This window comes from Pseudoduganella sp. R-32 (assembly GCF_049913245.1).
Lineage (GTDB): Bacteria > Pseudomonadota > Gammaproteobacteria > Burkholderiales > Burkholderiaceae_D > Rugamonas.
On the sequence record NZ_CP183987.1, the window covers coordinates 4,192,906 to 4,218,405 of the forward strand.

The following is a 25,500-nucleotide window of genomic DNA, read 5'->3' on the forward strand; positions in this document are numbered from 1 at the left end:
TTCCCTGTATAGCAAGAACAAAATGAAGACCAGAACCGCCATCCTGTTTGTATGCATGGGTAACATTTGTCGCTCCCCGACCGCAGAGGGTGTATTCCGGGCCCGCGCCCAGGCTGCCGGACTCGATTTGCACATCGATTCGGCAGGCACCCACGCATACCATATTGGCAACCCGCCAGACCCGCGCTCGACCCGGCATGCCGCTGCCCGGGGCTATGACCTGAGCGCACAACGCGCCCGCAAGGTGGCCGCTCAGGACTTCGAGCGCTTCGATTACGTGCTGGCCATGGACCACGACAACCTGGAGATGCTGCAGCGCGCCTGCCCTGCACAATATCGCCACAAGGTCAGGCTGTTCATGGAGTTCGCCTCGCGCTCCGGCTCGGACGTGGTGCCCGATCCGTATTACGGGGGCGCGAATGGCTTCGATACGGTGCTGGATTACATCGAGGACGCATCGGACGGCCTACTGGCCGCCCTGCGCAAAACCTAGGCAGAAGTGCCGTTGGCCGGCAAATCGTGGTGATCGTCGTTGACGGCGGCGACACCGCCCATTGCCACCGACAGAGCTGCAGCCACCACGCCTTCGGTACGGATCAGGCGCACAGTGCCCTTGCGGAACTGCTCCGCCATTGCCTCGCCCGTGATCGAGAACGCCTCCTGGCGGCCCGTGGTGGAGAAGATGTAAAGCGTCTTGAGTGGACTGATCCAGGCCAGCTTGACCTTGCGCTGGCTGCCATCTTCCTGGTCGAATTCAAGCCACATGCCGCGCGTCAGGCTATCCACCTCGATCGCCGCATCGTCGTCCGGAGGCGGCGCCTCTTCCGCTTTTACTTCGGCTACAGCCTGCAGCTGCATGCGGCGCTCGGCATCCTTCTTCGCCACTTCCATTGCAAGTTCAACCTGGCGCTCGGGCGACATTTCAATCGGCGCACGAACGATCGAGGCATGGCACTCAGCCAGTTCGGCGAAGAATTGCAGGCGATCCGCATCCTGCCACTTGATCACGTCCAGCCATTTGTTCAGGGTGGACAGCAAGGTAGGCAGCTTGGCAATCAGGGTCTTGCGCTCTTCCTGGGTGATCTTCGGACGCACGCTCCAGATCAGGTCATCCATGGTCTGGGTAGCGTTGTTGACCGCGCCCGGCTTTTCGCCTTCGACGCTATAGGCAATGGTCAACACGGACACCCACTTGTTCTCCAGGAAGGCCTCGACGATCGCCACCACTTCGCCAGTGCCGATGCGCAGTGCCACGGCATCCTTGGCCGACTTGGCGGCCACCGACATCTTTTCCTGCTTCAGCGCCTTGGCGATCGGCTCCGCCATGGCGGCTGCAGCTGCCGCCTCCTCAGCCTTGATGGAGGCTTCCAGTTCATTGACCGCCTCGGTGAAGACGGTCATTTCCTCCTCGTGGTCCTCGCTTACCTTCTCCACGCTGCGCTGCATGGCCTTGTAGAGAGGATCGTCCGGGTCCTTGCGATTCTCCCAGCCCATGCGCGACAGCAGGTCGATCATGCGGCGTGCAGGATGCGCTTCCTGGAAGAAGAAATTCTTGTCAACCAGCGCCGCCTTCAGCACCGGGATCTGCAGGAAGCGGATCAGGTTGCGAATCTCGGGCGAAATGCTTTCGTCGCGGAACACCGTCTCGAACACTGCCGACAGCAGGTCGATCGTGCCTTCGTCGGCGCGAGTCAGGCTGCCGGCAGGCGCCTGCTCTTTAATCTGCGGCAGCAAGAACACATTGCTCATCGAGCCGCCACCAGTAACAAAGCCGGGGGCCGGCATCGCGCCGCCGCCGGCCTGCACGGGCCCCATAGCGAATCCTGGAGCCAGGCCCGCCGGCATGCCCGGCGCCGGCATCGCACTGCTATCGGCGCTGGCAAACACGGCGCCCTGCGGCACGCCGCGCTGCAACTGCGCCAGGAAATTCATCAGCGGCTCTTTGGCGCTGATCAGCGATGCGCGCTGGGCCGCTTCGTTATTGGCCCCGCCGTGGAAGCCCTGGGCCGGCCCCTGAACCCAGCCTCCCGCAGGCACTGCCACGCCACCCGGCACGCCCGGCACGGCGACGCCGCCCAGCATTCCGCCTGGGACGGCCGCTCCCGCACCCGCAACTGCTGGGCCGCTCGCCAGCGGCATGCCCGGCAGGCCACCACCGGGTACAACACCGCCGGCAGGAATCATCATGCCGCCCACGGCCGGCACGCCAGGGACGCCGGCCATCATTGGCGCGGCACCAGTTGCAACGCCCGGCGCCATGCCAACGCCACCAGGCATTGCCATGCCAGGCGCCGCGCCGGCCACATAGCCTGGCGCAGGCATTGGCTGCCCCGGCGCTGCCATTGGCGCTGCTGTCCCGGCACTTGCTGGCGCGGCAGCTGCCAGCGCCTCCGCTGTATGCGCAGGCGTACCATACAGCCCCGGCGTCACGCTCAGAGTGGGCAGGGACAGGTCGAGGTCGCCCAGTTGGTCAAATCCGGTCGGCGCTGCCTTGCCGCCCGGCGCATCGCCCGCACCAGAGAAGAATTGGCGCAATTGCTCCGCCAGCGCGGCCTGCTGGTTTTTCTTGCGAGATGACGCTTGCGACGCATCGTGCGAGTCAGCGCGGCGTGACTTGTGTTTTTCGACCGAGCCCGGCCCCACGCCCTTGCGCTCGAGCGCTGAACTCAGCTCCTGCAGCATGGCGCCAAAATCGAAGAACTCTTCCGGACGCAGGAATGGCTTCATCAGCTCATTCGCCTCCTCATCCTTGATGAAATCGATCCACGCCTGCTGGAAGGCGCCGAGGAAGACTTCCGGCCGGAAGGGGTTCTGGTTAATGCGCAGGATATCGCGGTCCAACAGGAAGGCCAGGCGCACATTCAGGGTGGCGAGGCCATCGGAATACTTGGCTTCAAACGGCTTGCTGAAGCTGCCCAAGGTCACCTTGGTATCCATTTCCTCCATGGACACCAGGGACAGGGACTCAGCCACCTTGCGCACCGGCGCCTTCTGCCCTGGCGCCAGTTGCGCGATTTCCAGCCGCAGGTCGTTTTCCAGTTGCCTGGCGAAGATGCCGAGGAAGGCGTAGTGATCGGTGCGCAGCCGGTTGCCGGCGCGCAAGCGCGCTTGCAGTGTCTTGACGTCGACTGCCTCGCCCGCGTCCACCAGGCTGCCCGCCCATTGGGTGGACAACTCATTGAACTGATCACTGATGTGCTTGTTGACCAGGCTAATCAGGTTTTCCAGCAAGGCATGCCGCGGCGTGACCGCTTTTTGGGGCGCCGAAGATGTGTGGTTTTCTGGAAGCATGGTCTGGCCTGACTTTGGTGGTTATTCACATTGTCGCAGATTCTTTCCACATGGCAATAGGCAAATCAAAAGAATCTGCAAATATTTTCGGCGATGTGGTCAAACGGTTGGGTTTGCACCACAATGGTGCAAGGTCATGTCCTACACGCCGGTCAGTTGTATTCCGATTCACCTTTACTATTGCAGAAAGCATGATGAAGTTCCGATCCTTCAGAAAGGAACTGTCATGAAATCCAGGCAAAAATCCAGCAAGCAGAGTTCGAGCTCGGGCACACGCCAAAGCGCCGACCAGGGTTCACGTTCGGGAGCCCAGCCGGCCAGCCAGCAGTCCGATACCGGCCGTCAGAGCAAGACGGACAAGAAGACACCTGCCAGCCGTAGCGGCAATCGCTAGATGACGGGCGCGGCATAGGGGGCCTGGGAGTTCGCTTCCAGGCCCTGTCGTTTCAGATATTGCGCTTCAGATGTTCGTTACGCGCTTGCCCTTGGGCGGCTTGAAGTCGGCCACGTCGTTGACGAGACCGACCTTGGCAGCTTCCTGGGCAGTCAGGTGCAGGTCTGAATAGGCGTGGATATTCCAATGTTCGTCGGTCAGACGGACATGTTTGCGCAAGATCGATTCGGTGCGGGCGTCGTCCGCCTGCAAGCCTTCCACAATGATGCGCAGCGCATCTGGCCGCGCTCCGTGCGGCGCACTTGCATGCGACTTGTGCACCATGAAACGCGCGGTTTCGCTGGCAAAGCGTTCGTCGCCGGACAGGAACAGGATGACGGCAATGGAAGCCACCGCTCCGCCGTTATACGTGACGATCTTGATCGGCAAGTTGCGCAGGTAATTGTGCAGGCACAAGCCGTCGCTCACGTAGCCGCCGTTGGACTGGATCAGGATGTGGGCGGTTTCGATCCCATCCTCTGTCATGTCCGCCACCGCATCGAACATGCGGTGCACCATATCGCTGTTCACGTCGCCGGACAGGGTGAACCAGGCCTCGGTATCGCGTTTTTGCTTTTCTTCGCTCATGGTCGCTCCACTCTGTAAATGGATGTCCGGTCATTCTAACGCAGACCGCCATCCAGGCGTGCCCTCCTCAGTCATTAGCCAGCACATCCTCCAGGCATCGCGCCACCAGCAGCTTCGCCGAGCAGCGTGACAACTCGGGCTCAACTACCGCCTTGATCCGCTCCCGCAAAGGGCTCGACAGTAGCCCGAAGCGCTGCTCCAGCAACTCCAGCAACATTTGCCGTCGCCCCATCAATTGCCCTTGCTCCAAACCTTGCTCCAAACCTTGCTCCAGTCCTCGCGCCCGTCCTTGCGCCTCACCACGCTCGACAGCGTCCCTCACCATGGAATTAACGTACGGCATATTCAACCTCCTTTCCAGCTCACCTAACGCCGCCTCATAGCGAGCTTTCTGCGGCTCAGGCAAGTACATTCTTTCGGCGGCGGATCGAAGTCGAGCAATTTGATTGTTGTAAATTCAATCGACTGACGCGTTCCCCAAGCCTCACAAACGAAGGAATTCGGGCACCAACCCTGGCCTTGCGTCACGGCTTACTTTGCCCAATGCCTGGTCGTGAAACTGCGGGTTCACGGCCCAGTCGATTGCCGCCTCCAGCCAGGGGCAGAAGATGGCAAGAATTTCCCTGTAATAGCGTTCAACCGCGGCTTTCCAGGGATTGCCATAGTCGTCGTTTGGCGTTTTCATGACCATTGGACCAACGGCCCAGCGGCAAGTTCCCCAGGGCCGCAAGATTGACTTTATTGCCCTCCTGTCATATAGTCGCAAGTCTTGATCGGGAGAGACCAGCTGCCGCTGGCGCCGAAGGGGCATTACCCAGAAACTCTCAGGCAAAAGGACCGAACAAGGGCCCCATGGGCTAAAACTCTGGAGAGCGGCCCGCCATGGCGCAGGGCCCACCGAAGGGGCGTGCGGGATTACCTTCCCGTTATCTCTCAGGTACCAAGGACAGAGGGGTAGGCGTATTCATGTTTACGTTTATTAACCCCTATTCTCTGCCCCGAGGTATCAATGACGCTCAAAGCAACCCCACTCAACAACGCTCATCGTGCCCTCGGCGCCCGCATGGTCGACTTTGGCGGCTGGGACATGCCGGTCAACTACGGCTCCCAGATTGAAGAGCACCATGCCGTGCGCACCGACGTCGGCATGTTCGACGTGGCGCACATGTGCGTGGTTGACATCAAGGGCGCCAACGTACGTTCCTTCCTGCGCGGACTGGTCGCCAACAACGTCGACAAGCTGCAGGTATCGGGCAAGGCCCTGTACTCCTGCATGCTGACCCCGGAAGGCACCGTCATCGACGACCTGATCATCTACTTCATCAACGAAGAGTGGTTCCGCCTGGTGGTCAACGCCGGTACCGCGGAAAAAGACATCGCGTGGATGAACAAGCAGAACGAAGCCACCAATGCCGGCCTGACCATCACCCAACGCCGCGACGGCGCCAACGCCATGGCCCTGATCGCCGTGCAAGGCCCGAACGCCCGCGCAAAAGTGTGGGAAGTGATCCCGCAAGCCAAGGAAGCCACCGCTGAAATGAAGCCATTCAACGTGGCGCTGGTGCCAGGCACCGCCTTTGGCGAAGCCATGGTGGCCCGCACCGGCTACACCGGTGAAGATGGCTTCGAAATCGGCGTCGCCGCGGAACAAGCTGAAAACCTGTGGAATGCCCTGAACGCAGCAGGCGTGAAGCCAGCCGGCCTGGGCGCGCGCGACACCCTGCGCCTGGAAGCCGGCATGAACCTGTACGGCCAGGACATGGACGAAACCGTGAACCCGCTGGACGCCGGCCTGGCATGGACCATCGACCTGGTCTCCGAGCGCGACTTCATCGGCAAGGCAGCCCTGCAAGCGAAAGGCCAGAACGCACAATTCGTCGGCCTGATCCTGCGCGAAAAAGGCGGCGTGCTGCGCGCCCACCAGAAAGTCATCGCCTCCAACGGCGACACTGGCGAAATCACCTCCGGCACCTTCTCCCCTACCATGCAGCAGGCCATCGCGCTGGCGCGCGTGCCGATGGGCGTGAACGTGGGCGACACCGTGCACGTGGAAATCCGCGACAAGAAGCTGGCCGCCACCGTGGTGAAGCTGCCTTTCGTCCGTAACGGTAAAATCCTGGTTGCTTGAGCCAGAATTCAGCAGAAACAAACAATAACCTTAGCCTTGGAGCCAACATGAGCAACATTCCAGCAGACCTGAAGTACACCGAGTCCCACGAGTGGGTACGCGCTGAAGCGGACGGCACCGTGACCGTCGGCATCACCGAATTCGCGCAAGACGCCTTGGGCGACATCGTGTTCGTCGAGCTGCCAAAAGTAGGCGCCACCTTCACCGCCGGCGACGACGCCGCCGTGGTGGAATCGGTAAAAGCCGCCTCCGACATCTACGCGCCGGTTTCGGGCGAAGTGGTTGCCGTGAACGACGCCGTAGTCGGCGCGCCTGAATCGATCAACGCCGACGCCTACGCGAACTGGCTGTTCAAGATCAAGCCAAGCGACGCCAACGCCATCAACGGCCTGCTGGACGCCGCTGCTTACGGCAACGTAGCGCACTAATTACCGCATTACCGGGCCCGCTGCGTGCGGGCCTTTTCACATTCTGGCCAAGAGATTTCCCACCATGACCCGCACCAGCCTGACCCAACTTGAAGCCCGCGATGCCTTCATCGCCCGCCACATCGGCCCGGAAGCCGCAGAACAGCAGCAAATGCTGGACGTGCTCGGCTACGCAACCCGCGCCGCCCTGATCGATGCCATCGTCCCGCCGGGCATCCGCAACACGAATGACCTGCCGCTGGGCCAGTTCTTCCAGCCGCTGCCGGAGAACGAAGCACTGGCCAAGCTGAAAGGCATCGCTTCCAAGAACAAGGTGCTGAAATCCCTGATCGGCCAGGGTTACTACAACGCCCACACCCCGGGCGTTATCCTGCGTAACATCTTCGAAAACCCAGCCTGGTACACCGCTTACACCCCGTACCAGCCGGAGATCTCCCAGGGCCGCCTGGAAGCGATCCTGAACTTCCAGCAGGTGCTGATCGACCTGACCGGCATGGCCATCGCCAACTCGTCCATGCTGGACGAAGGCACCGCCGCTGCCGAAGCCATGACCCTGATCCAGCGCGTCGGCAAGTCCAAGTCGAACACCTTCTACGTCGCCAACGACGTGCTGCCGCAGACCCTGGAAGTGGTGCAGACCCGCGCCGAGCCGCTGGGCATCACCGTCAAGACCTTCGACCCGTCCGAGCTGGCCGGCGTGACCGACGCCTTCGGCGTCCTGCTGCAATACCCGGGCGTGAACGGCGTTGTGCGCGACTACCGCGCTGCCGTTGAAACTGTCAAAGCTTCCGGCGCCATGGTGATCGTTGCCGCCGACCTGCTGGCCTTGACCATGCTGACCCCTCCGGGCGAATGGGGCGCCGACGTTGTGGTCGGTAACTCGCAGCGCTTCGGCGTGCCGCTAGGCTTCGGCGGCCCGCACGCCGGCTACATGGCCACCCGCGACGAATACAAACGCTCCATGCCAGGCCGCCTGGTTGGCGTGACCGTCGACCAGAACGGCAACAAGGCTTACCGCCTGGCCCTGCAGACCCGCGAACAACACATCCGCCGCGAAAAAGCGACCTCCAATATCTGTACCGCACAGGTGCTGCTGGCCGTGATGGCTTCGATGTACGCCGTCTACCACGGCCCGAAAGGCCTGAAGCAGATCGCCGAGCGCACCCACCGCTACACCGGCATCCTGGCCGCCAACCTGAAGTCCCTGGGCTACTCGGTCAACGACACCTTCTTCGACACCCTGACCGTCGCCACCGACAAAGCCAACGAACTGCACGCAGCCGCTGTTGCCGCCGGCATCAACCTGCGCAAGGTCGACGCCAAGCACGTTGGCGTGTCGCTGGACGAAACCTGCGACCGCGACACCCTGGCAGCGCTGTGGAACGTGTTCAGCGACGGCAAGGCTGCGCCGGACTTCGACGCAGTTGAAGCATCGGTCGGCGCCAGCTTCCCTGAAGCGCTGGCACGTACCTCCGCTTACCTGGAGCACCCAACCTTCAACCGCTACCACAGCGAAACCGAAATGCTGCGCTACCTGCGCTCCCTGGCCGACAAGGACCTGGCGCTGGACCGCACTATGATCCCGCTGGGCTCCTGCACCATGAAGCTGAACGCCACCAGCGAAATGATCCCGGTGACCTGGCCTGAGTTCTCGTCGATCCACCCGTTCGCACCGAACGACCAGACCGTCGGCTACCGCGAAATGATCGCCCAGCTGGAAGAAATGCTGTGCGCCGTGACCGGCTACGCCGCTGTCTCGCTGCAGCCTAACGCCGGCTCGCAGGGCGAATACGCCGGCCTGCTGGTGATCAAGAAGTACCACGAATCGCGCGGCGAAGGCCACCGCAACATCTGCCTGATTCCATCGTCGGCACACGGCACCAACCCTGCTTCCGCCGCCATGGTGGGCATGCAGGTTGTGGTGACCGCCTGCGACGACAAGGGCAACGTTGACCTGGTGGACCTGAAAGCCAAGGCCGAGCAGCACTCCAAGAACCTGGCCTGCGTGATGGTGACCTACCCATCCACCCACGGCGTATTCGAAGACGGCATCACCGAACTGTGCGAAATCATCCACTCGCACGGCGGCCAGGTTTACGTGGACGGCGCCAACATGAATGCACTGGTTGGCGTGGCCGGCCCAGGCGCGTTCGGCGGCGACGTATCGCACCTGAACCTGCACAAGACCTTCTGCATCCCTCACGGCGGTGGCGGCCCAGGCGTCGGCCCGATCGGCGTTGGCGCACACCTGGCCAAGTTCCTGCCGAACCAGCGCTCCAACGGCTACGTGCGCAGCGAAGACGGCATCGGCTCGATTTCGGCCGCACCGTTCGGCTCCGCATCGATCCTGCCGATCTCCTGGATGTACATCGCCATGATGGGCGGCGAAGGCCTGACCGCAGCCACCGAAACCGCGATCCTGAACGCCAACTACGTCGCACGCCGCCTGGCGCCGCACTTCCCCGTGCTGTACTCGGGTCACGACGGCCTGGTGGCGCACGAGTGCATCCTGGACCTGCGTCCATTGACCGACGCCACCGGCATCAGCAACGAAGACGTGGCCAAGCGCCTGATGGACTTCGGCTTCCACGCACCGACCATGAGTTTCCCGGTTCCGGGCACGCTGATGATCGAGCCGACCGAATCCGAGTCCAAGGTTGAACTGGACCGCTTCATCGACGCCATGATCGCCATCCGCGCCGAAATCGCCAAGGTGGAATCGGGCGAATTCGACAAGCTAGATAATCCGCTGAAGTTTGCCCCGCACACCGCTGAAGTGCTGCTGGCAGACAAGTGGGACCGCAAGTACAGCCGCGAAGTGGCCGCCTACCCTGTGCCGTCGCTGCGCAAGCAGAAGTACTGGCCGCCGGTTGGCCGCGCCGACAACGTATACGGCGACCGCAACCTGTTCTGCGCCTGCATTCCAGTCAGCGATTACGCATAAGCGCGCTTGCCGGAAACCGGTGAATCCGGGTCAGACCCAAGGGTCTGACCCTGGTTTACCGGTCTTGAAGGAAACTGAATGAAGCAATCTACCAAAGCAGCCCTGATTTCCGGCCTCGGCTTCCCCGGCCTTGGCCAAATGCTGGTACTGAAGCGCACAGTGCGCGGCCTGGCTTTCATGCTGCCGGCGCTGGCGGTCTTCGGCTGGCTGATGTACGGCGTCTGGAAAGCCACCGCGGTCCTGATGGACCAGGCCCTGAGCGGCACCCTGCCGCCCGACCCGATCCTCATCGCCCAGCGCCTGACCAAGGCCAGCATCATGCCCGGCACCTCCATCGCAGGCTGGATCCTGCTGGCCTGCTGGGTCGCCAGCATCGTCGACGCGCTGCTGACGCGCGACAAGCCTTAAGCCACGCTGCGCGCCACCCGGACAGCGCGCTGCACATCCTGTGCTTCGTCATCCCACACCGCCGCCTGGGTAATTTCCTCCGCCCCCACCTGGGCGCCATCGGCGTTAAAGCGCAGCCATGCCAACGCTCCGCCTGGCGTCACGCCGATCGCATGCACGCCGCCGTGATTCGGCGCCGCCATCAGCGCCGCCATCACCAGCGTCGTTGCGATGGGCACAGGCATGCCCCAATGCCCGCCCTGCTTCCGGCACACCAGCCACAAGCCGCCCGCACCGTCGCCATAAGCGAGGTGCTCGCCCACCGGGCTCGACTCGCTCCACACCACGCATGCTCCGCCGATATTGGCGACCGGTTGCGGCACGGACTGCCCGCCGCGATAGACGACGATGCTCTCGCCAGCCACAAACACGTCAGGCACGTTCGGCACGTTGGACGGCGCCAGGTGCAGGCTGGACGCTCGGCGCGGCAGGCCCTGGTAGTCGATCGCGATCCCCCAGGAGGCCGCGCGGGAAAAGCTGTTGAAACGCAGGGTGCGGCCGCAAGGCGTATCACTCAGGCGCCAGGCACCCGGCACCCTGTAGCTGCCGATTGCCGACGCCAGCGAATCAACGCCCTCCTGTTCTTCCCAGGCACTCAACGGGCCTTCCATCGCTGCGTTGAAATACCATGTCTTCGCCGCAGTCACCAGCACCATCGGCACGGCGCCCGACTGCAGCAGGCCAAAGGAGATACGCGTGACATCATCCTGCACTTCCGGCACATGGCGCGGCGCCAGGCCGCGCATGGCCTCCACCCATGCTGCCTCGTCGAGGTGATTGGGAATGCCGACTGCCACATGCAAGGTCGGCCCGCCGCCGCTGGCCCATGGAGCAACCGCAAGCGCCAGCGCAATGGTGCCATCCGGCGCCTGCTGGACGTCGAGTGCCTGCACCTTGCCGGGCTGGTTCAAAGGCAGCATGCCGCTCAGGTCCGTCTGCGACCAACGGCCGAACGGCGTGCGGCGGAACATATATAGCGAACGATTGGCGCCAACCGTAAATACCAGCGGCAAGCCTGATGCGTCACGCACCACGAACAGGGGCGAACGGGCCAGGGCCGGTGCTGCGCAAGGGCTTGAACGGTAGCCCGTTTCATACAGCGGCAACAGTTCCTGCCGCACCAGCGCAGGCAGTTCGCGGCCAGCCGTCACCTGGCTGCGCCAATAAGGCATGTCGGCCGGCTGCGACGTGTCGTAGCGGTCGAACACCGCGTTGTAGGCGCGCAGCAGGCGCTCTTTCACGTCCAGTTCCGCCAGTTCAGGGCGCGCCAGCAAATGCAGCGCCAGCTCCGCGCGGCCGCGCACAGCCTCGCCCTGGCAGCTATACAGGGTAGTCCACGACAGCGCCTCGCTCGCCATCGGTTCACGTTGCAGCACAATGCGCGCCACGCGCGCTGCGGCATAACTCAAGGCGCCCGACGCACTGGCGCCGCCCCACTTCCGTACCTGCGCCACCGGCACAGATGTCATCAGCACAGACATGCTTCACTCCCCCAGTTCAATTTCTATGTCACCAGACTCATTGATGCGCAAGTCACGGCACCCCAGCTTGCGCCCTGGGGCCAGCCCCTCGGCAACGGCGGCGAACATGTCGCCGGTAGCCGTTGCCAGGAAACCGGCAATATCCTGTTGAACCGAGGCCAGGCTGGCAGCGTTGCCTTCCCACCACAGGTTGATGCGCTGCACATTCAGCAGGTGCGGCAGCGGGTCGGACACCACGTAAATTCCGGTAGTCCCAGCGTCGGTGGCCGGCACACTCTTGCGTGCGAGCGACGCCACGCCCACCCGGCCGTTTTCGACCTGCCACTGCAGTCGCAGCGACCATTGCAGCGTCGCGCGCGCCCAGGCCTTGCCCATATAGCTTCGTTGGCGCGACAGCGGCAGTTCCTGCTTCACGCTGTCCCACTCATAACGGCCCAGCACACTGCTGATGTCGATGGTCGGACGCGGCACGCCATCTGGCCCGGCCTGGCGGCCCATGGTTACCATGCATTGCAGGTCCTGCTCCGACTCGCGGTCGTGCAAGGTACGGTTGGCTTCCTGCCAGTTCAGCAGAACGTGGTCGCGATAGGTCCAGCCACTGCTGTTGCGGATAAAGCGCGCGCGCTCGCCATTGCAGAGCGTCGCCTCGACGCCCGACTTTTCGTTCTGGCATTCCTGCGGATTGACCTGGGCCACGCCATCGCGCGACGCCACATAGTCGGGCAGCGAATCCAGGCGGCGTTGCAGCTTCTCCACCACCATTGGGTAGATGTACTGGCGCAGGAAGCTCTCGCGCCCGATCACAGCGCGGCGCATTGCTGTCTTATTGAGCACCGCCGGAGCCAGGCTGCGCAGCCAGTTTCCAACCGCAGTGATAAAGAATTCCTTCAAGGGGCCGTTGTCACACGGCAAATGGGATTTATCCACGTCACATAAAGCCGCCTGGAGCACCAGGCCGCCATATTCGTTGACCGCGGCCGTGAACTCAAGGCGCCAGCCGGCGACCGGCTGACGCAGGATGTCGCGCCGGCCGTAAGCGTTGTAAAAGCGCAAATTCCCTGACGCAAGCGTCAATGTCAGTTGGGCAGTAGTTGGTGCCGCGGAGTCATAACGGATCTCGACAGGACGCAACTCGGCACGATCCTCGCCTTCGCCGCCGAGGGCCAGGCTGCCCACTTCCATGCTCCCGTAACGGATGTCATTAGGAAACTCTCCGGCCGCCCGCATGGCGTCGATCGTACTCTCCAGCAACTTTCCGGAAGTAAACCAGCTGGCGGACAGCTGTTGCACCGAAGTCGTGGTGTCGGAACCGATTTCGAAAAATACCGCTTTAGTTGTGACCATTTTTGCTTTTAAGAATGTTAAGATTTGGCCGTTTGGCAATGACTACACTGTAAGAAAAAAAGTCTTCCCTCGCCTTCCGGCAACCTTCCGGAGGCCGGAAGAAAACCTTCCGGACCGGAAGAAATGCTCCGGAAGGTTTCTAAGTCATTGATTTATAAGAGACAGATAAAAAGAAGGTTCAACAGGCCATGGAGTTTCAATTCGGCGACTGGTTGGTCAGTCCAGAAGCCAATGTCGTCACCAACGGGGAAGCGAAAACGCAGCTCGAGCCGCGCGTAATGGCGGTTCTGCGCTATCTTTGCCGCCACCCCGGGGCGGTAATTCCAGCGGAAGAGATCCTGCAGGCTTGTTGGGGAAGCAACGAGTTGGGCGACAATCCGGTCCACAAAGCCATCACCCAGCTGCGCCGCGCCTTCGGTGATTCGAGCAGCGAACCGCGGTATATCGAGACCATCCGCAAGCGCGGCTATCGCGCAATTGCCCCGGTCTTGCCCCTGGCCGCGCCACCCGCGACCACGTGGGAGGGTGGATCGCCGTTCAGGGGTCTGGAAGCATTCCAGGAAAATCACGCCGCCATCTTCTTCGGTCGCGTGCAAGCGACTGCCCAGCTGCGCGAACTGGTCTTGACCCAAGCTGCCCATGGCTGCCCAATGGGGTTGGTGCTCGGCCCTTCCGGGTCCGGCAAGACTTCCCTGGTCCGTGCTGGCCTGCTGCCACAATTAATGGCAGGCGCCATTCGATCAGATGAACCGATCGGCCTATCCAGCACGGTCTACCTCGACTGCGCCGACCTCGGCAGCGGCACCTTGTTCCAGGCCTTGGCCTGCGTCCTGATCGATGCCGAGATCAACGGTGAGCCACTATTCCCCGGTGCCAGCGCTGACGGCCTCGGCAGTCGCTTGGCTTCCGAGCCTGAGGCCGTCGCAGCAGAACTGCGCGAACGCGCCTGTCAGCGCACGGCCGTTGGCGTGTTTGTCGACCGCCTCGAGGCCATTTTCCGTGCGCAACCAGGCGAAGCTGACCGCTTTATGGAAGTGATTGAATCGTTAGCGAAATCAAATTGTCTGCTGTTGCTAATGGCTTGCCGCAATGACTTCTATCCGGAAGTGATGGCCCAGCCAGTACTGCTTGCGTTGAAATCGCGCGGAGGCCACTTTGACGTTTTGCCGCCTGAAGGTGCCGACATCGCGCAGATCGTCCGCCAACCCGCCCTGGCGGCGAATCTGACCTTTGAAAAAGACCTGTCGACAGGGGCGAGCCTTGATGACGTGCTTTGTGATGCCGCGCGCGGCAACCCCGATACGCTCCCTTTGCTCCAATACTGTTTGAATGAGCTATATCGTCAAAGAAGCGAAGAAGCACAACTAAGGTTTGCAGTCTACCAAGAATTAGGAGGGATCGATGGGGCCGTTGGCGTACGTGCGGAGCAAGTTGTTGGCCGCCTTTCAGAAGCGCAACTCGATGCACTGCCACGCGTTTTATCGTTGTTGGTAAGTATCGGCGAAGATCAAACTACTGTCACCTCACGCCGTAGCCCACTTTCCATGCTTCGGACTGAGGATGAGCGCGAATTGGTACGGGTTATGGTTGAGGCCCGACTTTTTGTCAGCGAATTGGCTGGCCAAGTTCCGAGCTTTGGCGTTGCCCATGAAGCGCTTCTGCGGCGCTGGCCACGTGTATCTATGTGGATCGATGGACATCGCCAGGCATTGCAGTTGCGCACTCGCTTGCGCGGCCAGGCGGAGCGCTGGCTGCAAGGGGGCCACCGGACCGATCTGCTAATTCCACAAGGGATTCAAACACACCAGGCGGCAGAATTGCTGCGCTTGCCGGACTTCGCCCTCGCACCACTTGAGCTTGAATTTATCCGGCAATCGATCTCGCGCGCGAAGATCCGCGAGCGCATCAACGTCACAGTGCTTACTGTCATTGCATTACTGGCTATCCTCTCCGCAGTCCTGGGTGTTAGTGCTCGAAATTCACAACGCGAGTCGGAAGAGCATCGAATTGAAGCCGAAGGGCTAATGGGCTACATGCTGGGTGAATTTGTCGAAAAAGTTCGGCCGCTAGGGCGACTTGAACTCTTAGATGACGTTAGCGGTCGGGCACTTCAGTATTTGACCACAACCAAACATTCAGCGGCAACATCTGAATCTGTAGTTCAAAGAGTCAAGGCCTTGCAAGTTATCGCTGAAGTTAATCTAGCTCGGGCCAATCCGGCAAAAGCGAAAGAAGCTTTGCTGACAGCACGGGAGCTCTTGCATTCGCGGGGAATGGCTGGGAGCGACGACAAATTGCACCTTAAGAATATCGGTGCCAATGCCTACTGGCTCGGCTTGGTGCACCTCAGGCAGCGGGAATTTGAGGCTGCAGAACGTTATTTCCATGAATACAAAGCTGCCAGCGAAAAATGGCAGGCAATCGCGCCGGAAGACTTGGATGCTATCACTGAACTAGCCTATAGCCATAGCAACCTAGGTACTGTCGCGCTGCGACAAGGCAATCTCGAGCGTGCCTCCTTATTTTTCACCACGTCGGTCCGACTTAAAGAGAAGGCGCTAGTCAACCACAGAACCGCGGAGCTTTCGGCAGGCCTCGCCAACAGTATTGTTGGGCTTGCTGCGGTGAAGGTTCGCCTTGGCCACCTTTCGGAAGCTTATGACTTGTACAAACAATCAGAACAATTGCTTCAGGAGCTCCTCCTCCAAACCCCTAATAACGCCACGTGGCAATTTAGGTTGAGCAATACACTGCGCTATCAGGGCGAACTAAATATTGCTATGGGGCAATCAGCTATTGGCACAGACAAGTACCGTCAAGCAAATGTCATTCTTACTCGACTCGTTGAACAAGACTCGAGTAACCAAGATTGGTTCTACACGTTAGCGGAAAACCAATTCCGCATAATTCGTGAAGAGTCGGCATCGAAAGATTTGGCTTCAACAATAACTAGACTCGACATCCTGCTTAAGGGTATCGCCAGCACCCGTACTGCTGCACCACAGTTGTCGGTCGCAGGCGCGCTTAAGGGTCGCATCGACAATATGAAGGGCGAGGTATTTTTGGCTGCTAAACAACCACATGCAGCGAAAGAGCGCTTTGACGCAGCGGCCCTTGAATTAGGAGGTTTGCTCGACAAGAACAAGTCCGATCCTTTGCTGCTTGAAAACTATACTCTCGCGTTGCTCGGACGTGCACGGGCTCGGGGCTGGAACTCTCCAGACTCGCAGGAGGATTGTGCTCGAGCCCTGAATGTTCTAAAGACGTCGAACGGCGACCTCCGCGATTTCCATTTCATTATTCCAACTGCACTGGCAAATCGTTGCCTCGGAAATAGCGCCAAACTCGCAGAGGAAAAAGGAAAATTAAGCCAAATAGCGTATCGTGACGAGCGCTACCTTCGTATGATTTCGTCACAATAATGATAGAAAAGAGGACTCCCATGTCAAAACTTCAAAACGCGCCTGAAACTTCACCAGTAATTCAAGTTCAAGTAACTGCAATTCCATCCATTGATCCAGCTACAAAGAAGGTGAAGTACGACACCACCTTTACACCAGAATCGATCAAGGTGACTAAACCTGACACTATCCTTAGTTACGAGTTGGTAGCACCAACGCCTGCTGGAGTGCAATTCAAATCAGTGAAGGTAAAAGGCAAAAAGCCTGAACAGATCAGCGCGCCTACCATCAGCCAAAGCGGAAAAGTGATGGTAATGACTGACGCTAACTCATTTAAGGAAGTATTAAATCTCACAATCCGCTTCAAGGATTCTGACGCCCTTGAATTTGATGTCGATCCTGAGGTAGAAAACGATCCAGGACATGACATGTCGGATGCGCCAATCGCCATGGTGATGTTAGAGCCGGAAGAAGGCAACGACCCCGGGCACTGAGACTGCCCGAGCGCAAACATTTCAGCGGGACTATGATCTAGAAAGTCCCGCCGCATCTGCGCATTTTTCCCGACCACGATGGCCCCATTGAGGAGATCACTCGCCAGCATCGCCGGCAAGATGATCCACCTACCGCAACAACAACTGTGTAGAAACAAATTGGGGATAACTCGCCATGATTCCACCTGTCACTTTTTTGCCAACTATCAGCGATCTTGCCGATGGTGTCCTTGAAATGTATGTCGACGGTGAGTCTCCAGGTAACCAATCCAACATCTAAGCCAGCGTGCATGGATCGGCCATCGACAACAATTCGGAAGGCAAAGGGTCAGCGCATATTGTCCAAAGCACCACGAACACTGCCAGTCCGGGGCGCCGCATCGCTTGCGTTTTTGGCTGCACAGCGTCGAATTACAGCCCAATAGGATGGGGCCAAGCAGTCATTGTCTTCAAAGTAGCCGCGCTCACGTAACAGTTTGTGCAACGCTGGCAGTTTATAGCCAGGCACAGTTGCAGCCATGTGGTGTTCAACGTGGTAATTGACGAAGTTGGGGGCGACCAGCAAACGCGCGAGCGGGCCGGCCAACGTGGTCGCTGTGTTGCGGCGCGGGTCTCGGTCCATATGATCGGGCACGCCGCCATGCTCGCCCATCACGCGCAAGCGCAGCAACAGCGGAAAGACGAAGAGCTGGCCAAGCCACCAGCATGCGTAAACCTCTGGCACACCCAATGCCCACAGCACGGCGATGATCAGCCCATGCATAACGAATACCGGATACAGCGCACCGCGATCGCTCGGCTGGAATTGGTAGACGATCCCCTTCACGCCGTTCACGCCGGAGATGTCGCGCAATAGTTTTCGGAGCAGGCTGGCGCGCGTAGCGGGGTAACCGGCGACAAAAGCAAGGTCCGGATCAGCGCCCGTGCCTGCAGCACGATGGTGTTCCAAATGCCCGCGACGATATGCCGCATAAGGCACGTTTGGCAGGGCGCCGAAAACCCACTTTCCCATCCATTGGTTCACTTTGCGAGAAGTGAAGAAATTCAGATGCGCGGCATCGTGCGTAAGAATCGCGAAGCCGAGCGCTCGGCCGGCGAGCAGCACACTAGCGATTATCCAGGCGATCGGGTGATGCCAAGCGGCGGGTAGCGCGAATCCGGCTGCGACCAGCGCCACGTTGACAAGCATGACGTAGGAAGCTCGCCAGTTGTCGGCAGTAGTGAAGGCCCGAAGCTCTTGCTTATCGATGTAGGAGAGGATGTTCATGTGGCCATCCTAGCGCTGCACGCAGCAGATCATGGTACATTATTCGTCATGCACCGCACTTTTTCCGCCACACCGACAAGCATCTACATCGACCACAACTGCTGGGCTGGCGGCGTCATGCTAATTCGCGAGTTGCTCGCGGTCGCAGGGACGTTGAACGCGCGTCAGGTCGATTTGCATGCCGCCGCGATGTTCGATGTGGCTCTCGTCGGTCCTACCTTGCAGCCAGTCCGTTCCTTCACGGGGCCGCCACTGCTACCGGAGCGCAGCTTGCGCAATGCCAAAATAGCCGGCGTTCTGGTGCTGCCCTCCTTCTACGGCGACGTGCCAACCAGCCCTTCCCTACTGCGCTGGATCGTCAGGCACTACGAAGCAGGCGGCTGCGTCCTCGCTTCGGCCAGTGGCGTGCGATTGCTGGCGGCAACTGGCTTGCTCGATGGGCGTGATGCCACGTGCAACCTGGCGGACCGGCGCCTGATCGCTGCCTCGCGGCCGGCGGTGCGCCTGACGCCGCAATCGCCGCTCGTGGTCGACGGCAGACTGATTACAGCGGCCAGCATCACGCCAACCATCGACGCTTGCGCCCACTTGGTAAAGCGTTTCCATGGCGAGAAAGCTGCGCTGAAGTTTGCCCGCTATGCCAACTCGGCGCGCCAGTTGGCAGATGTCGGCCTGGCTAGCGGGCACCATGAACACGGCGATGTCCGCATCCAGGCCGCGCAACGGTATATTGAACAACATAGCTGCGCTGGCATCACACCCGACGACGTGGCGCGCCATATCGCCATGAGCCAGCGCAACCTGGCGCGGCGTTTCGGCGCGGCGCTCGGCGTCACGCCGGTGCAGTACATTCTTCGATGCCGAATCGAGCAGGCCAAGCGCCTGTTGGCAAAACCAAGCGCTGGTTTGCGACGCGTTGCGATTGAAACCGGTTTCAGCGACGAGGCCGTTTTCCGCCGCGCGTTCAAGCAGGTGACGGGCCAGGCGCCCAGTGCCTGGCGAACGTTGCTCGGCAATTAACGGATGTTGTTTATCAGTGCTGATGGTGCCCGTTGCACTGTACATTCCCGCAGGGCAATGCCACCATGTGAACACACCTAGAAAACAAACCATCGGGATGAGAATCACAGCACTGCAAGGCCTGCGCACCAGGCCGCTGGCAGTCTTGCTGCTCGCGGCGGCAAACGCATGCGCGCAAGATGCCGACTTGACCACCTTGCCGCTTGAGCAATTGATGTCGATGGAGGTCTTTAGCGCCTCCCGCTTTAACCAAAAAGCGACGCAAGCTCCTTCGAATGTAACCGTCCTTACTTCGGCCGACATCCGTGCCTACGGCTGGCGCACGCTCGCCGATGCGTTGCGCAGTATTCGCGGGCTGTACACCAGCAACGACCGCAGCTACAGCTATCTCGGGGCGCGTGGCTTCTTGCGGCCGGGCGACCTGAATACGCGCTTCCTTCTGCAAATTGATGGCACGCGCATCAACGATCCGGTTTTCGACCAGGCGCAGCTTGGCGCTGAATTCCCGCTTGATCTTGAACTGGTCGATCGCATCGAATTTGTGCCGGGGCCGGGATCGTCGATCTACGGCACCAACGCATTCTTCGGCGTGATCAATGTGATCACCCGCCGCGCGCCCGACATCGAGGGGACGCGCGCCACGCTGGAAGCTGGCCAGGCCGGCACTCGCTCCGGCAGCGCAAGCTACGGCTGGCGCAACGGCGATGCCGAATTGCTGCTGGCAGCAAACCGTGGCCTCAGTGATGGCCGTGACCTCTACTTCCCCGAATTCGGCGGTACCGCGCACGGGCTGGATTGGGAACGTTACTCGCGCTTCTTTGCGCGCGGCCAGGTTGGTGCATGGTCCCTGACCCTGATCGACGGCAAGCGGACCAAGGGCATGCCTACGGCTTCTTACGGCCAGCCATTCGACGTCGCGGGCGGACTGACGGTCGACGAATTGCGGATGGCGGAAGTCGGCTATCGCACTACGATGCTGCCGATGCACGGTGAGCTTTCGGCCCGCCTTTACCATTCCGAGTATCTTTATGACGGGCACTTCGTCAACCAAGAACCCTTCGGCACCATCAACATGGACCGGACCCGCGCCAAGTGGTGGGGAGCGGACGTCAACCTTTTCCTGCAGCTGCTCGAATCCCACAAGCTGGTCGTCGGTGCGGATTACCAGTACAACCACGATGTGCTGCAGCAGAACTTCGACACCGAGCCTTTCGTCAGCTACCTGAATGACCGCTCACAAAGCAAGCGTTTCGGCATCTATATGCAGGATGAAATCACGCTGGCCAAAGGCATCCTGCTCAACGCCGGCCTGCGCTACGACCGTGAAACCAGCACTGGCGGCGTATTCAATCCGCGCCTGGCCCTGATTGCCGAACTGTCGCCGGAAACAACGGTCAAAGCCATCTATGGCAGCGCATTCCGCACGCCTAACAGCTATGAACTGTTCTACGGTATCGACACCGAAGGCGGTCAATTGGCAAACCCCGATCTTGGCCGCGAGCGCATTCGCAGCCATGAACTCTCCTTGGTCCGGCAATTGGGCGCCAACGCGCGCTTCACGCTGAGCGCTTATGCCAATGAGGCTTCCGGCCTGGTAACCGAAGTCGAGGACGAGGAATTCGGCTTGCCGATCTTCCGCAACCTGGGCCGGGCGCGTGCGCGCGGTATCGAACTTGAATATGAACGCTCCTTCAGGAACGGTGCGAGGCTGCGAAGCAGTATTTCGCGCCAGACCGTCACGGGCGGCATCAGCGAGGTCAATTCACCGCGCTGGCTGGCCAAGTTCAATGCCACTGGGCGGCTGGCCGGCGTCTGGCATGTCGGTGTCGAGGGCCAGTACATGGGCGCGCGCAGGCTGCTCGATGGCGGCGAGACGGCAGGCTTCGTGCTTGCCAACATCAACTTCTTCACCATCGGGCTGACCCGCCACTTCGACGCCTCGCTTGGCGTACAAAACCTGTTCGACCGGCGCTATGCGGATCCGTCTTCGCTGGGACTGCTGCAGCACTCCATCGAGCAAGACGGCCGCCGCGTCTATCTCAGGCTGAAGGCGGCCTACTGATGATGCGCCAACTCTTCGCCCTGCTGCTTCTGCTGGTCACCGCGAGCGAATACGCGCGCGCCCAGCTTCCTGCGGGCGCAGACGAGGCGGAACTGAAGGCGGCCATCCTGTACAATTTCGCCCTGTTTACCGAATGGCCTGCGGACACCCTGCCCGCCAGCGCGCCGTTGCGCCTGTGCGTCTTCCAGGGCAACGCCTTGCTGGCCGCGTTGACCGGGCTGCAGGAAAAGCAGGTCAACGGGCACCGTGTTTCAGTGCGCACGCTGCCTGCATCGCCGGGCGGCGCGCAGCTGGCGGCCTGCCACCTTCTGGTGCTGGATGCACGGGACCGCGAACGGTGGTCCCTGCTCAAGAATGACCTGGCGACCAGCAGCGTGCTGACGGTTGCGGATGACAGGATCATTGGCGCCAACGGCGCCATGATTTCTTTTGGTATCGACAATCGCCGCGTGGGCTTCGACGTGGACCTGGTGCCTGTGCGCCAGGCGCGCCTGACCCTCAGTTCCAAGCTATTGCGGCTGGCAAGGAGTGTGCAATGAAGTCGCGCGCCAAAACCGCGCTGCTGCCGATTGGCAGCAAGGTAGTGCGTTCCACCATGCTGGCGGCGGGTGCCGCCCTGTGCCTGGCCGGCATGCTGATGGTGGTATTCCAGTTCATGGCCTTGCGCAGTACCCTCCTGCGCGATATGCAGGTGCAGGCCCGCATCGTTGGCAACAACAGCACGGCCGCCCTCCTCTTCAGCGATGCCCGTGCGGCGGAAGAGATCCTCAGCGGCCTGTCGGCATCACCCGACGTACAAAGCGCGAATATCATCGTCGGCAGCACGCCGCTGGCCCAGTTCCGCCGTAATAACGCACCGGTGCCCGAACTTGCGATCAGCGAGACCGGCCAGTCGCTGCACGAATACGGCATGGACTATATTGAGGTGCAGGAACCGATCAGCGTCGACCATAAGCTGATTGGCAGCGTCTCCATCCGGGCCACCCTGCTGCCGCTTTACCGGCGTTCGCTGGCTTTTGCCACCTTTACAGCGTTCGCGACCCTGGGTTCGTTTGCACTGGCGTGGTTGCTGGTGCGGCGTATGCGCGCGGCGGTGGCACTGGCCGAGCAGAACCTGCACTTGCTGGCGCACGTCGATCCGGTCACTTGCCTGCCCAACCGAAACGCCTTCAACGACCGGCTGGCACACGCGCTGAAGCGAGCGGACCGCCAGGAGACCAGCGTCAGCATGCTGCTGCTCGATCTCGACAACTTCAAGATCGTCAACGATACGCTGGGCCACGACATCGGCGACATGCTGTTGCGCCAGGTGGCGGAGCGCCTGGGGCAAACCCTGCGCAGCACGGATGTCATCTGCCGTATCGGCGGCGATGAGTTCGTGGTGATCGTCGAGCCGGCAGAGGATGACGCGGAACCGGACCAGGTGGCGCGCAAGATCCTGCGTGCACTGGCCGACCCGTTCATGGTCGAAACCCACCAGCTCTTCGTCAGCGCGAGTATTGGCGTCAGCGTCTATCCGCAGGATGCTCCCGACGCGGCGGCCGTGGTGCGCTGCGCCGACATTGCCATGTACCACGCCAAGAACAAGGGCAAGAATGCCTATGAAGTCTTCCATGCGGAGATGGCGCAGCGGGCCAGCAAGCGCCTGGCGCTGGAAGCCAACCTGCGCAAGGCTTTGCAAAATCATGAGCTGTCCTTGCACTACCAGCCGCAGATAGACACGCGCACCGGGCGCATGCGCGGCATGGAGGTGCTGGTACGCTGGCACTGCGAAGCATTGGGCGGCATGGTAAGCCCGGCGGAGTTCATTCCGGTGGCGGAGGAAAGCGGCGTGATCGTGCCGTTGGGCCGCTGGGTGCTGCAGACCGCGATCCGCCAGGCGGCGACCTGGCGCAAGGCGGGACTGATGGAGGACATCGAGCACGTGGCGGTGAATGTTTCGGCGTGCCAGACCAAGGATGCGCAGCTGATGTACGAGGTGCAGGGATTGCTGATGGAGACGGGTTTGCCGCCCCGCCTGCTGGAACTGGAGATTACCGAGGGCGTGCTGATGGAGAACGTGAATGCCAATATCGCCTTGCTGCACAAGATACAGGCGGCAGGCATCCATCTTTCCATCGACGACTTCGGGACCGGGTATTCCTCGATGGCCTATTTGAAGCGCTTCCCGATCGACCAGCTCAAGATCGACCGCAGCTTTATCCATGCGGTGCCTGGTGATGGCGCGGCGATCGCGAAGGCGATCATTGCGATGGCGCATTCGCTGAACATGACCGTGGTGGCGGAAGGCGTGGAAACCGAGGAGCAGGTGGCGTTCCTGTCGGATGCCGGGTGCGATGTGATGCAGGGGTATTACTTTGCGCGGCCAATGCCGGCGGAGCAGTTGGAGGCTTTGCTGCGGGAGCGGCGGCTGTGGGCTGCCTGAAAAACCGGTAAACCTGGGTCCGACCCATAGGGTCAGACCCTTGGGTCTGACCCTGGTTTGCCGGTTTAATCCAGCTTGGTCGCGTGCTCGCGCGTCGCGTGGAAGGTCAGCTTCGGCCAGCGCTCCTGGGTCAGGCGCAGGTTGACGCCGGAAGTAGCCAGGTAAGCCAGGTTGCCCGCCGCGTCATACGCCACGTTATGACCGAGCGCCGCTTCGAAATCGGCCAGCGCCTTCTTGTCATCGCTGGAAACCCAGCGCGCAGTCGAAATCGAGGTGCTCTCGAACACCGCATCCACGCCGTACTCATTCATCAGGCGCGAAGCCACCACTTCGAACTGCAGCACGCCGACCGCGCCCAGTACCACCTCACCGCCCTGCACCGGCTTGAACACCTGCACAGCGCCCTCTTCACCCAGCTGCTGCAAGCCTTTCTGCAGCTGCTTGATCTTCAGCGGGTTACGGATGCGCACCTGGCGGAAGAAGTCCGGCGCAAAGTACGGAATGCCGGTGAACTGCAGCATCTCGCCTTCAGAGAAGGAATCCCCGATCTGCATATTGCCGTGGTTCGGCAAGCCGATGATGTCGCCGGCGTAAGCCTCTTCCACCTGCTCGCGCGACGAGGCCATGAACGTGACCACGGACGACACCTTCACCTCGCGGTTCAGGCGCAGGTGCTTGACCTTCATGCCGCGCTCGAATCGGCCGGAGCAAACGCGCAGGAAGGCGATACGGTCGCGGTGCGCCGGGTCCATATTAGCCTGGATCTTGAACACGAAGCCGGAAAACTTCTCCTCGGTCGGCTGCACGGTACGCACCGACGCATCGCGCGATTCCGGCGCAGGCGCCCAGTCGACCAGCGCGGACAGGATCTCGCGCACGCCGAAGTTGTTGATCGCGGAGCCGAAGAAGACCGGGGTCTGCTTGCCAGCCAGGAAATCTTGCAGGCTGAACGGGTGCGAGGCGCCGTGCACCAGCTCCACTTCCATGCGCAGCTGGTCCATCTCCAGGGGGAACATCTCCTGCAGGCGCGGATTGTCGATACCCTTGATCACCTCGAAGCTTTGCACGCTCTCTTCGCCGGCGCGGAACAGCAGGATCTCGTCGTTGATCAGGTGGTAGACACCGCGGAAGTTCTTGCCCATGCCGATCGGCCAGGTCACCGGCGCGCACTGGATCTTCAGCACCGATTCCACTTCATCGAGCAACTCGAGCGGATCGCGGCATTCGCGATCCAGCTTGTTCATGAAGGTGACGATCGGCGTATTGCGCATGCGGCAAACGTCAAGCAGCTTGATGGTCTGCGCTTCCACGCCCTTGGCCGCGTCGATCACCATCAGGCCCGAGTCGACCGCGGTCAGCACGCGATAGGTATCTTCGGAAAAGTCCTGGTGGCCCGGCGTGTCGAGCAAGTTGATGATGTGGTCGCGGAACTCGAACTGCATCACCGAGGACGCCACGGAAATGCCGCGCTGCTTCTCGATTTCCATCCAGTCGGAGGTGGCATGGCGGCCGCTCTTGCGGGCCTTGACGGTACCGGCCATCTGGATCGCGCCCGAGAACAGCAGCAGCTTCTCGGTCAAGGTGGTTTTACCCGCGTCGGGGTGGGAAATAATGCCGAAAGTACGGCGGCGGGCAACCTCGCGTGCAATCAGCGCAGGGGTCTTGCTCGAGCTTTGAATTTGGATATCGTCAGACATGATGGCAGCCAGGGGTTGGCGCAGACGGAAAACCCGCTATTTTACCACCA

The 25,500-nt window shown here is 60.9% G+C and carries 20 protein-coding genes and 2 riboswitches; of the genes, 12 read left to right on the forward strand and 8 right to left on the reverse strand.

Annotation, left to right across the window (positions count from 1 at the left end; all coding sequences use genetic code 11):
• Positions 1 to 22: 22 nt before the first annotated feature.
• Complete coding sequence (locus ACN9MU_RS18985; RefSeq protein ID WP_426343284.1) at positions 23 to 493, forward strand: low molecular weight protein-tyrosine-phosphatase; 471 nt, start codon at positions 23 to 25, stop codon at positions 491 to 493.
• Here ACN9MU_RS18985 and ACN9MU_RS18990 read toward each other — a convergent pair.
• Positions 490 to 3,291, reverse strand: coding sequence for a DUF1631 family protein (locus ACN9MU_RS18990; RefSeq protein ID WP_426343285.1), 2,802 nt, complete (start codon positions 3,289 to 3,291; stop codon positions 490 to 492). The genes ACN9MU_RS18985 and ACN9MU_RS18990 overlap by 4 nt on opposite strands.
• A gap of 226 nt (positions 3,292 to 3,517) precedes the next feature.
• On the opposite strand from ACN9MU_RS18990, the gene ACN9MU_RS18995 reads away from it, so the two are divergent.
• On the forward strand, positions 3,518 to 3,685 hold the full coding sequence (locus ACN9MU_RS18995) for a hypothetical protein (RefSeq protein WP_165402207.1): 168 nt from the start codon (positions 3,518 to 3,520) through the stop codon (positions 3,683 to 3,685).
• A 66-nt stretch (positions 3,686 to 3,751) separates the two neighbouring features.
• Here ACN9MU_RS18995 and ACN9MU_RS19000 read toward each other — a convergent pair whose 3' ends face one another.
• The 3 genes from ACN9MU_RS19000 to ACN9MU_RS19010 form a co-directional block, all read right to left on the reverse strand.
• Positions 3,752 to 4,312, reverse strand: a complete 561-nt coding sequence (locus ACN9MU_RS19000) for an ATP-dependent Clp protease proteolytic subunit (protein WP_426161953.1) — start codon at positions 4,310 to 4,312, stop codon at positions 3,752 to 3,754.
• A 67-nt stretch (positions 4,313 to 4,379) separates the two neighbouring features.
• Positions 4,380 to 4,724: a hypothetical protein gene (locus ACN9MU_RS19005; protein ID WP_426343286.1), complete on the reverse strand. Its 345-nt coding sequence runs from the start codon at positions 4,722 to 4,724 to the stop codon at positions 4,380 to 4,382.
• A 72-nt stretch (positions 4,725 to 4,796) separates the two neighbouring features.
• Positions 4,797 to 4,997: a hypothetical protein gene (locus ACN9MU_RS19010; protein WP_426343287.1), complete on the reverse strand. Its 201-nt coding sequence runs from the start codon at positions 4,995 to 4,997 to the stop codon at positions 4,797 to 4,799.
• 79 nt (positions 4,998 to 5,076) lie between these two features.
• Positions 5,077 to 5,162: riboswitch (glycine riboswitch) on the forward strand.
• Positions 5,163 to 5,167: 5 nt separating this feature from the next.
• Positions 5,168 to 5,272, forward strand: a riboswitch (glycine riboswitch).
• A gap of 49 nt (positions 5,273 to 5,321) precedes the next feature.
• On the opposite strand from ACN9MU_RS19010, the gene gcvT reads away from it, so the two are divergent.
• The 4 genes from gcvT to ACN9MU_RS19030 all read left to right on the forward strand — a co-directional run bounded on the left by gcvT (position 5,322) and on the right by ACN9MU_RS19030 (position 10,220).
• Positions 5,322 to 6,440, forward strand: coding sequence for a glycine cleavage system aminomethyltransferase GcvT (gcvT, locus tag ACN9MU_RS19015; protein WP_426343288.1), 1,119 nt, complete (start codon positions 5,322 to 5,324; stop codon positions 6,438 to 6,440).
• A gap of 47 nt (positions 6,441 to 6,487) precedes the next feature.
• On the forward strand, positions 6,488 to 6,868 hold the full coding sequence (gene gcvH / locus ACN9MU_RS19020) for a glycine cleavage system protein GcvH (RefSeq protein ID WP_426343289.1): 381 nt from the start codon (positions 6,488 to 6,490) through the stop codon (positions 6,866 to 6,868).
• A gap of 64 nt (positions 6,869 to 6,932) precedes the next feature.
• Positions 6,933 to 9,812 carry an aminomethyl-transferring glycine dehydrogenase gene (gcvP, locus tag ACN9MU_RS19025; RefSeq protein ID WP_426343290.1) on the forward strand — a complete coding sequence of 960 codons (2,880 nt, stop codon included), beginning with the start codon at positions 6,933 to 6,935 and terminating at the stop codon, positions 9,810 to 9,812.
• A gap of 78 nt (positions 9,813 to 9,890) precedes the next feature.
• A complete protein-coding gene (locus tag ACN9MU_RS19030; RefSeq protein ID WP_426343291.1) occupies positions 9,891 to 10,220 on the forward strand; it encodes a hypothetical protein in 330 nt (109 codons plus the stop codon).
• On the opposite strand, the gene ACN9MU_RS19035 is transcribed toward ACN9MU_RS19030, so the two are convergent.
• On the reverse strand, positions 10,217 to 11,740 hold the full coding sequence (locus tag ACN9MU_RS19035; RefSeq protein WP_426343292.1) for a hypothetical protein: 1,524 nt from the start codon (positions 11,738 to 11,740) through the stop codon (positions 10,217 to 10,219). The two genes, ACN9MU_RS19030 and ACN9MU_RS19035, sit on opposite strands and share 4 nt — an antisense overlap.
• Positions 11,741 to 11,743: 3 nt before the next feature.
• Entirely contained in the window at positions 11,744 to 13,084 is a 1,341-nt protein-coding gene (locus ACN9MU_RS19040; protein WP_426343293.1) for a hypothetical protein, read from the reverse strand.
• Positions 13,085 to 13,272: 188 nt separating this feature from the next.
• On the opposite strand from ACN9MU_RS19040, the gene ACN9MU_RS19045 reads away from it, so the two are divergent.
• Both ACN9MU_RS19045 and ACN9MU_RS19050 read left to right on the forward strand, forming a co-directional pair.
• The gene (locus tag ACN9MU_RS19045) at positions 13,273 to 16,506 is read left to right on the forward strand and encodes a winged helix-turn-helix domain-containing protein (RefSeq protein ID WP_426343294.1); all 3,234 of its coding nucleotides are present in this window, start codon (positions 13,273 to 13,275) and stop codon (positions 16,504 to 16,506) included.
• A gap of 20 nt (positions 16,507 to 16,526) precedes the next feature.
• The gene (locus tag ACN9MU_RS19050; protein ID WP_426318251.1) at positions 16,527 to 16,979 is read left to right on the forward strand and encodes a hypothetical protein; all 453 of its coding nucleotides are present in this window, start codon (positions 16,527 to 16,529) and stop codon (positions 16,977 to 16,979) included.
• A gap of 328 nt (positions 16,980 to 17,307) precedes the next feature.
• On the opposite strand, the gene ACN9MU_RS19055 is transcribed toward ACN9MU_RS19050, so the two are convergent.
• Complete coding sequence (locus tag ACN9MU_RS19055) at positions 17,308 to 18,246, reverse strand: fatty acid desaturase family protein (protein WP_426318252.1); 939 nt, start codon at positions 18,244 to 18,246, stop codon at positions 17,308 to 17,310.
• Between the two features lie 117 nt (positions 18,247 to 18,363).
• Between ACN9MU_RS19055 and ACN9MU_RS19060 the strand changes: the two genes are divergently transcribed.
• From ACN9MU_RS19060 to ACN9MU_RS19075, 4 genes are all read left to right on the forward strand, one after another.
• Complete coding sequence (locus tag ACN9MU_RS19060) at positions 18,364 to 19,266, forward strand: GlxA family transcriptional regulator (RefSeq protein ID WP_426343295.1); 903 nt, start codon at positions 18,364 to 18,366, stop codon at positions 19,264 to 19,266.
• Positions 19,267 to 19,363: 97 nt separating this feature from the next.
• On the forward strand, positions 19,364 to 21,328 hold the full coding sequence (locus tag ACN9MU_RS19065; RefSeq protein ID WP_426318254.1) for a TonB-dependent receptor plug domain-containing protein: 1,965 nt from the start codon (positions 19,364 to 19,366) through the stop codon (positions 21,326 to 21,328).
• Entirely contained in the window at positions 21,328 to 21,867 is a 540-nt protein-coding gene (locus tag ACN9MU_RS19070; protein ID WP_426318255.1) for a YfiR family protein, read from the forward strand. The genes ACN9MU_RS19065 and ACN9MU_RS19070 overlap by 1 nt, the downstream gene beginning before the upstream one ends.
• Positions 21,864 to 23,753 carry a putative bifunctional diguanylate cyclase/phosphodiesterase gene (locus tag ACN9MU_RS19075; RefSeq protein ID WP_426161971.1) on the forward strand — a complete coding sequence of 630 codons (1,890 nt, stop codon included), beginning with the start codon at positions 21,864 to 21,866 and terminating at the stop codon, positions 23,751 to 23,753. Before ACN9MU_RS19070 ends, ACN9MU_RS19075 begins: the two co-directional genes overlap by 4 nt.
• A 65-nt stretch (positions 23,754 to 23,818) precedes the next feature.
• Here the strand turns inward: ACN9MU_RS19075 and ACN9MU_RS19080 are convergent, their stop codons facing one another.
• Positions 23,819 to 25,450 (reverse strand): peptide chain release factor 3, encoded by a 1,632-nt coding sequence (locus ACN9MU_RS19080; protein ID WP_426318256.1) that lies wholly within the window; start codon positions 25,448 to 25,450, stop codon positions 23,819 to 23,821.
• Between the last annotated feature and the right edge of the window lie 50 nt (positions 25,451 to 25,500).

Bases quoted from the DNA above. Each gene is read 5' to 3' on its own strand.
- ACN9MU_RS19060 (WP_426343295.1), top strand. From the start codon at position 18,364: ATGCTAATTCGCGAGTTGCTCGCGGTCGCAGGGACGTTGAACGCGCGT.
- ACN9MU_RS19000 (WP_426161953.1), bottom strand. From the start codon at position 4,312: ATGAGCGAAGAAAAGCAAAAACGCGATACCGAGGCCTGGTTCACCCTG.
- gcvP (WP_426343290.1), top strand. From the start codon at position 6,933: ATGACCCGCACCAGCCTGACCCAACTTGAAGCCCGCGATGCCTTCATC.
- gcvH (WP_426343289.1), top strand. From the start codon at position 6,488: ATGAGCAACATTCCAGCAGACCTGAAGTACACCGAGTCCCACGAGTGG.
- ACN9MU_RS19005 (WP_426343286.1), bottom strand. From the start codon at position 4,724: ATGTACTTGCCTGAGCCGCAGAAAGCTCGCTATGAGGCGGCGTTAGGT.
- ACN9MU_RS19075 (WP_426161971.1), top strand. From the start codon at position 21,864: ATGAAGTCGCGCGCCAAAACCGCGCTGCTGCCGATTGGCAGCAAGGTA.
- ACN9MU_RS19080 (WP_426318256.1), bottom strand. From the start codon at position 25,450: ATGTCTGACGATATCCAAATTCAAAGCTCGAGCAAGACCCCTGCGCTG.
- ACN9MU_RS19045 (WP_426343294.1), top strand. From the start codon at position 13,273: ATGGAGTTTCAATTCGGCGACTGGTTGGTCAGTCCAGAAGCCAATGTC.
- ACN9MU_RS19010 (WP_426343287.1), bottom strand. From the start codon at position 4,997: ATGAAAACGCCAAACGACGACTATGGCAATCCCTGGAAAGCCGCGGTT.
- ACN9MU_RS19065 (WP_426318254.1), top strand. From the start codon at position 19,364: ATGAGAATCACAGCACTGCAAGGCCTGCGCACCAGGCCGCTGGCAGTC.
- ACN9MU_RS19050 (WP_426318251.1), top strand. From the start codon at position 16,527: ATGTCAAAACTTCAAAACGCGCCTGAAACTTCACCAGTAATTCAAGTT.
- ACN9MU_RS18990 (WP_426343285.1), bottom strand. From the start codon at position 3,291: ATGCTTCCAGAAAACCACACATCTTCGGCGCCCCAAAAAGCGGTCACG.
- ACN9MU_RS18995 (WP_165402207.1), top strand. From the start codon at position 3,518: ATGAAATCCAGGCAAAAATCCAGCAAGCAGAGTTCGAGCTCGGGCACA.
- ACN9MU_RS19055 (WP_426318252.1), bottom strand. From the start codon at position 18,246: ATGAACATCCTCTCCTACATCGATAAGCAAGAGCTTCGGGCCTTCACT.
- ACN9MU_RS19040 (WP_426343293.1), bottom strand. From the start codon at position 13,084: ATGGTCACAACTAAAGCGGTATTTTTCGAAATCGGTTCCGACACCACG.
- ACN9MU_RS19070 (WP_426318255.1), top strand. From the start codon at position 21,328: ATGATGCGCCAACTCTTCGCCCTGCTGCTTCTGCTGGTCACCGCGAGC.
- gcvT (WP_426343288.1), top strand. From the start codon at position 5,322: ATGACGCTCAAAGCAACCCCACTCAACAACGCTCATCGTGCCCTCGGC.
- ACN9MU_RS18985 (WP_426343284.1), top strand. From the start codon at position 23: ATGAAGACCAGAACCGCCATCCTGTTTGTATGCATGGGTAACATTTGT.
- ACN9MU_RS19035 (WP_426343292.1), bottom strand. From the start codon at position 11,740: ATGTCTGTGCTGATGACATCTGTGCCGGTGGCGCAGGTACGGAAGTGG.
- ACN9MU_RS19030 (WP_426343291.1), top strand. From the start codon at position 9,891: ATGAAGCAATCTACCAAAGCAGCCCTGATTTCCGGCCTCGGCTTCCCC.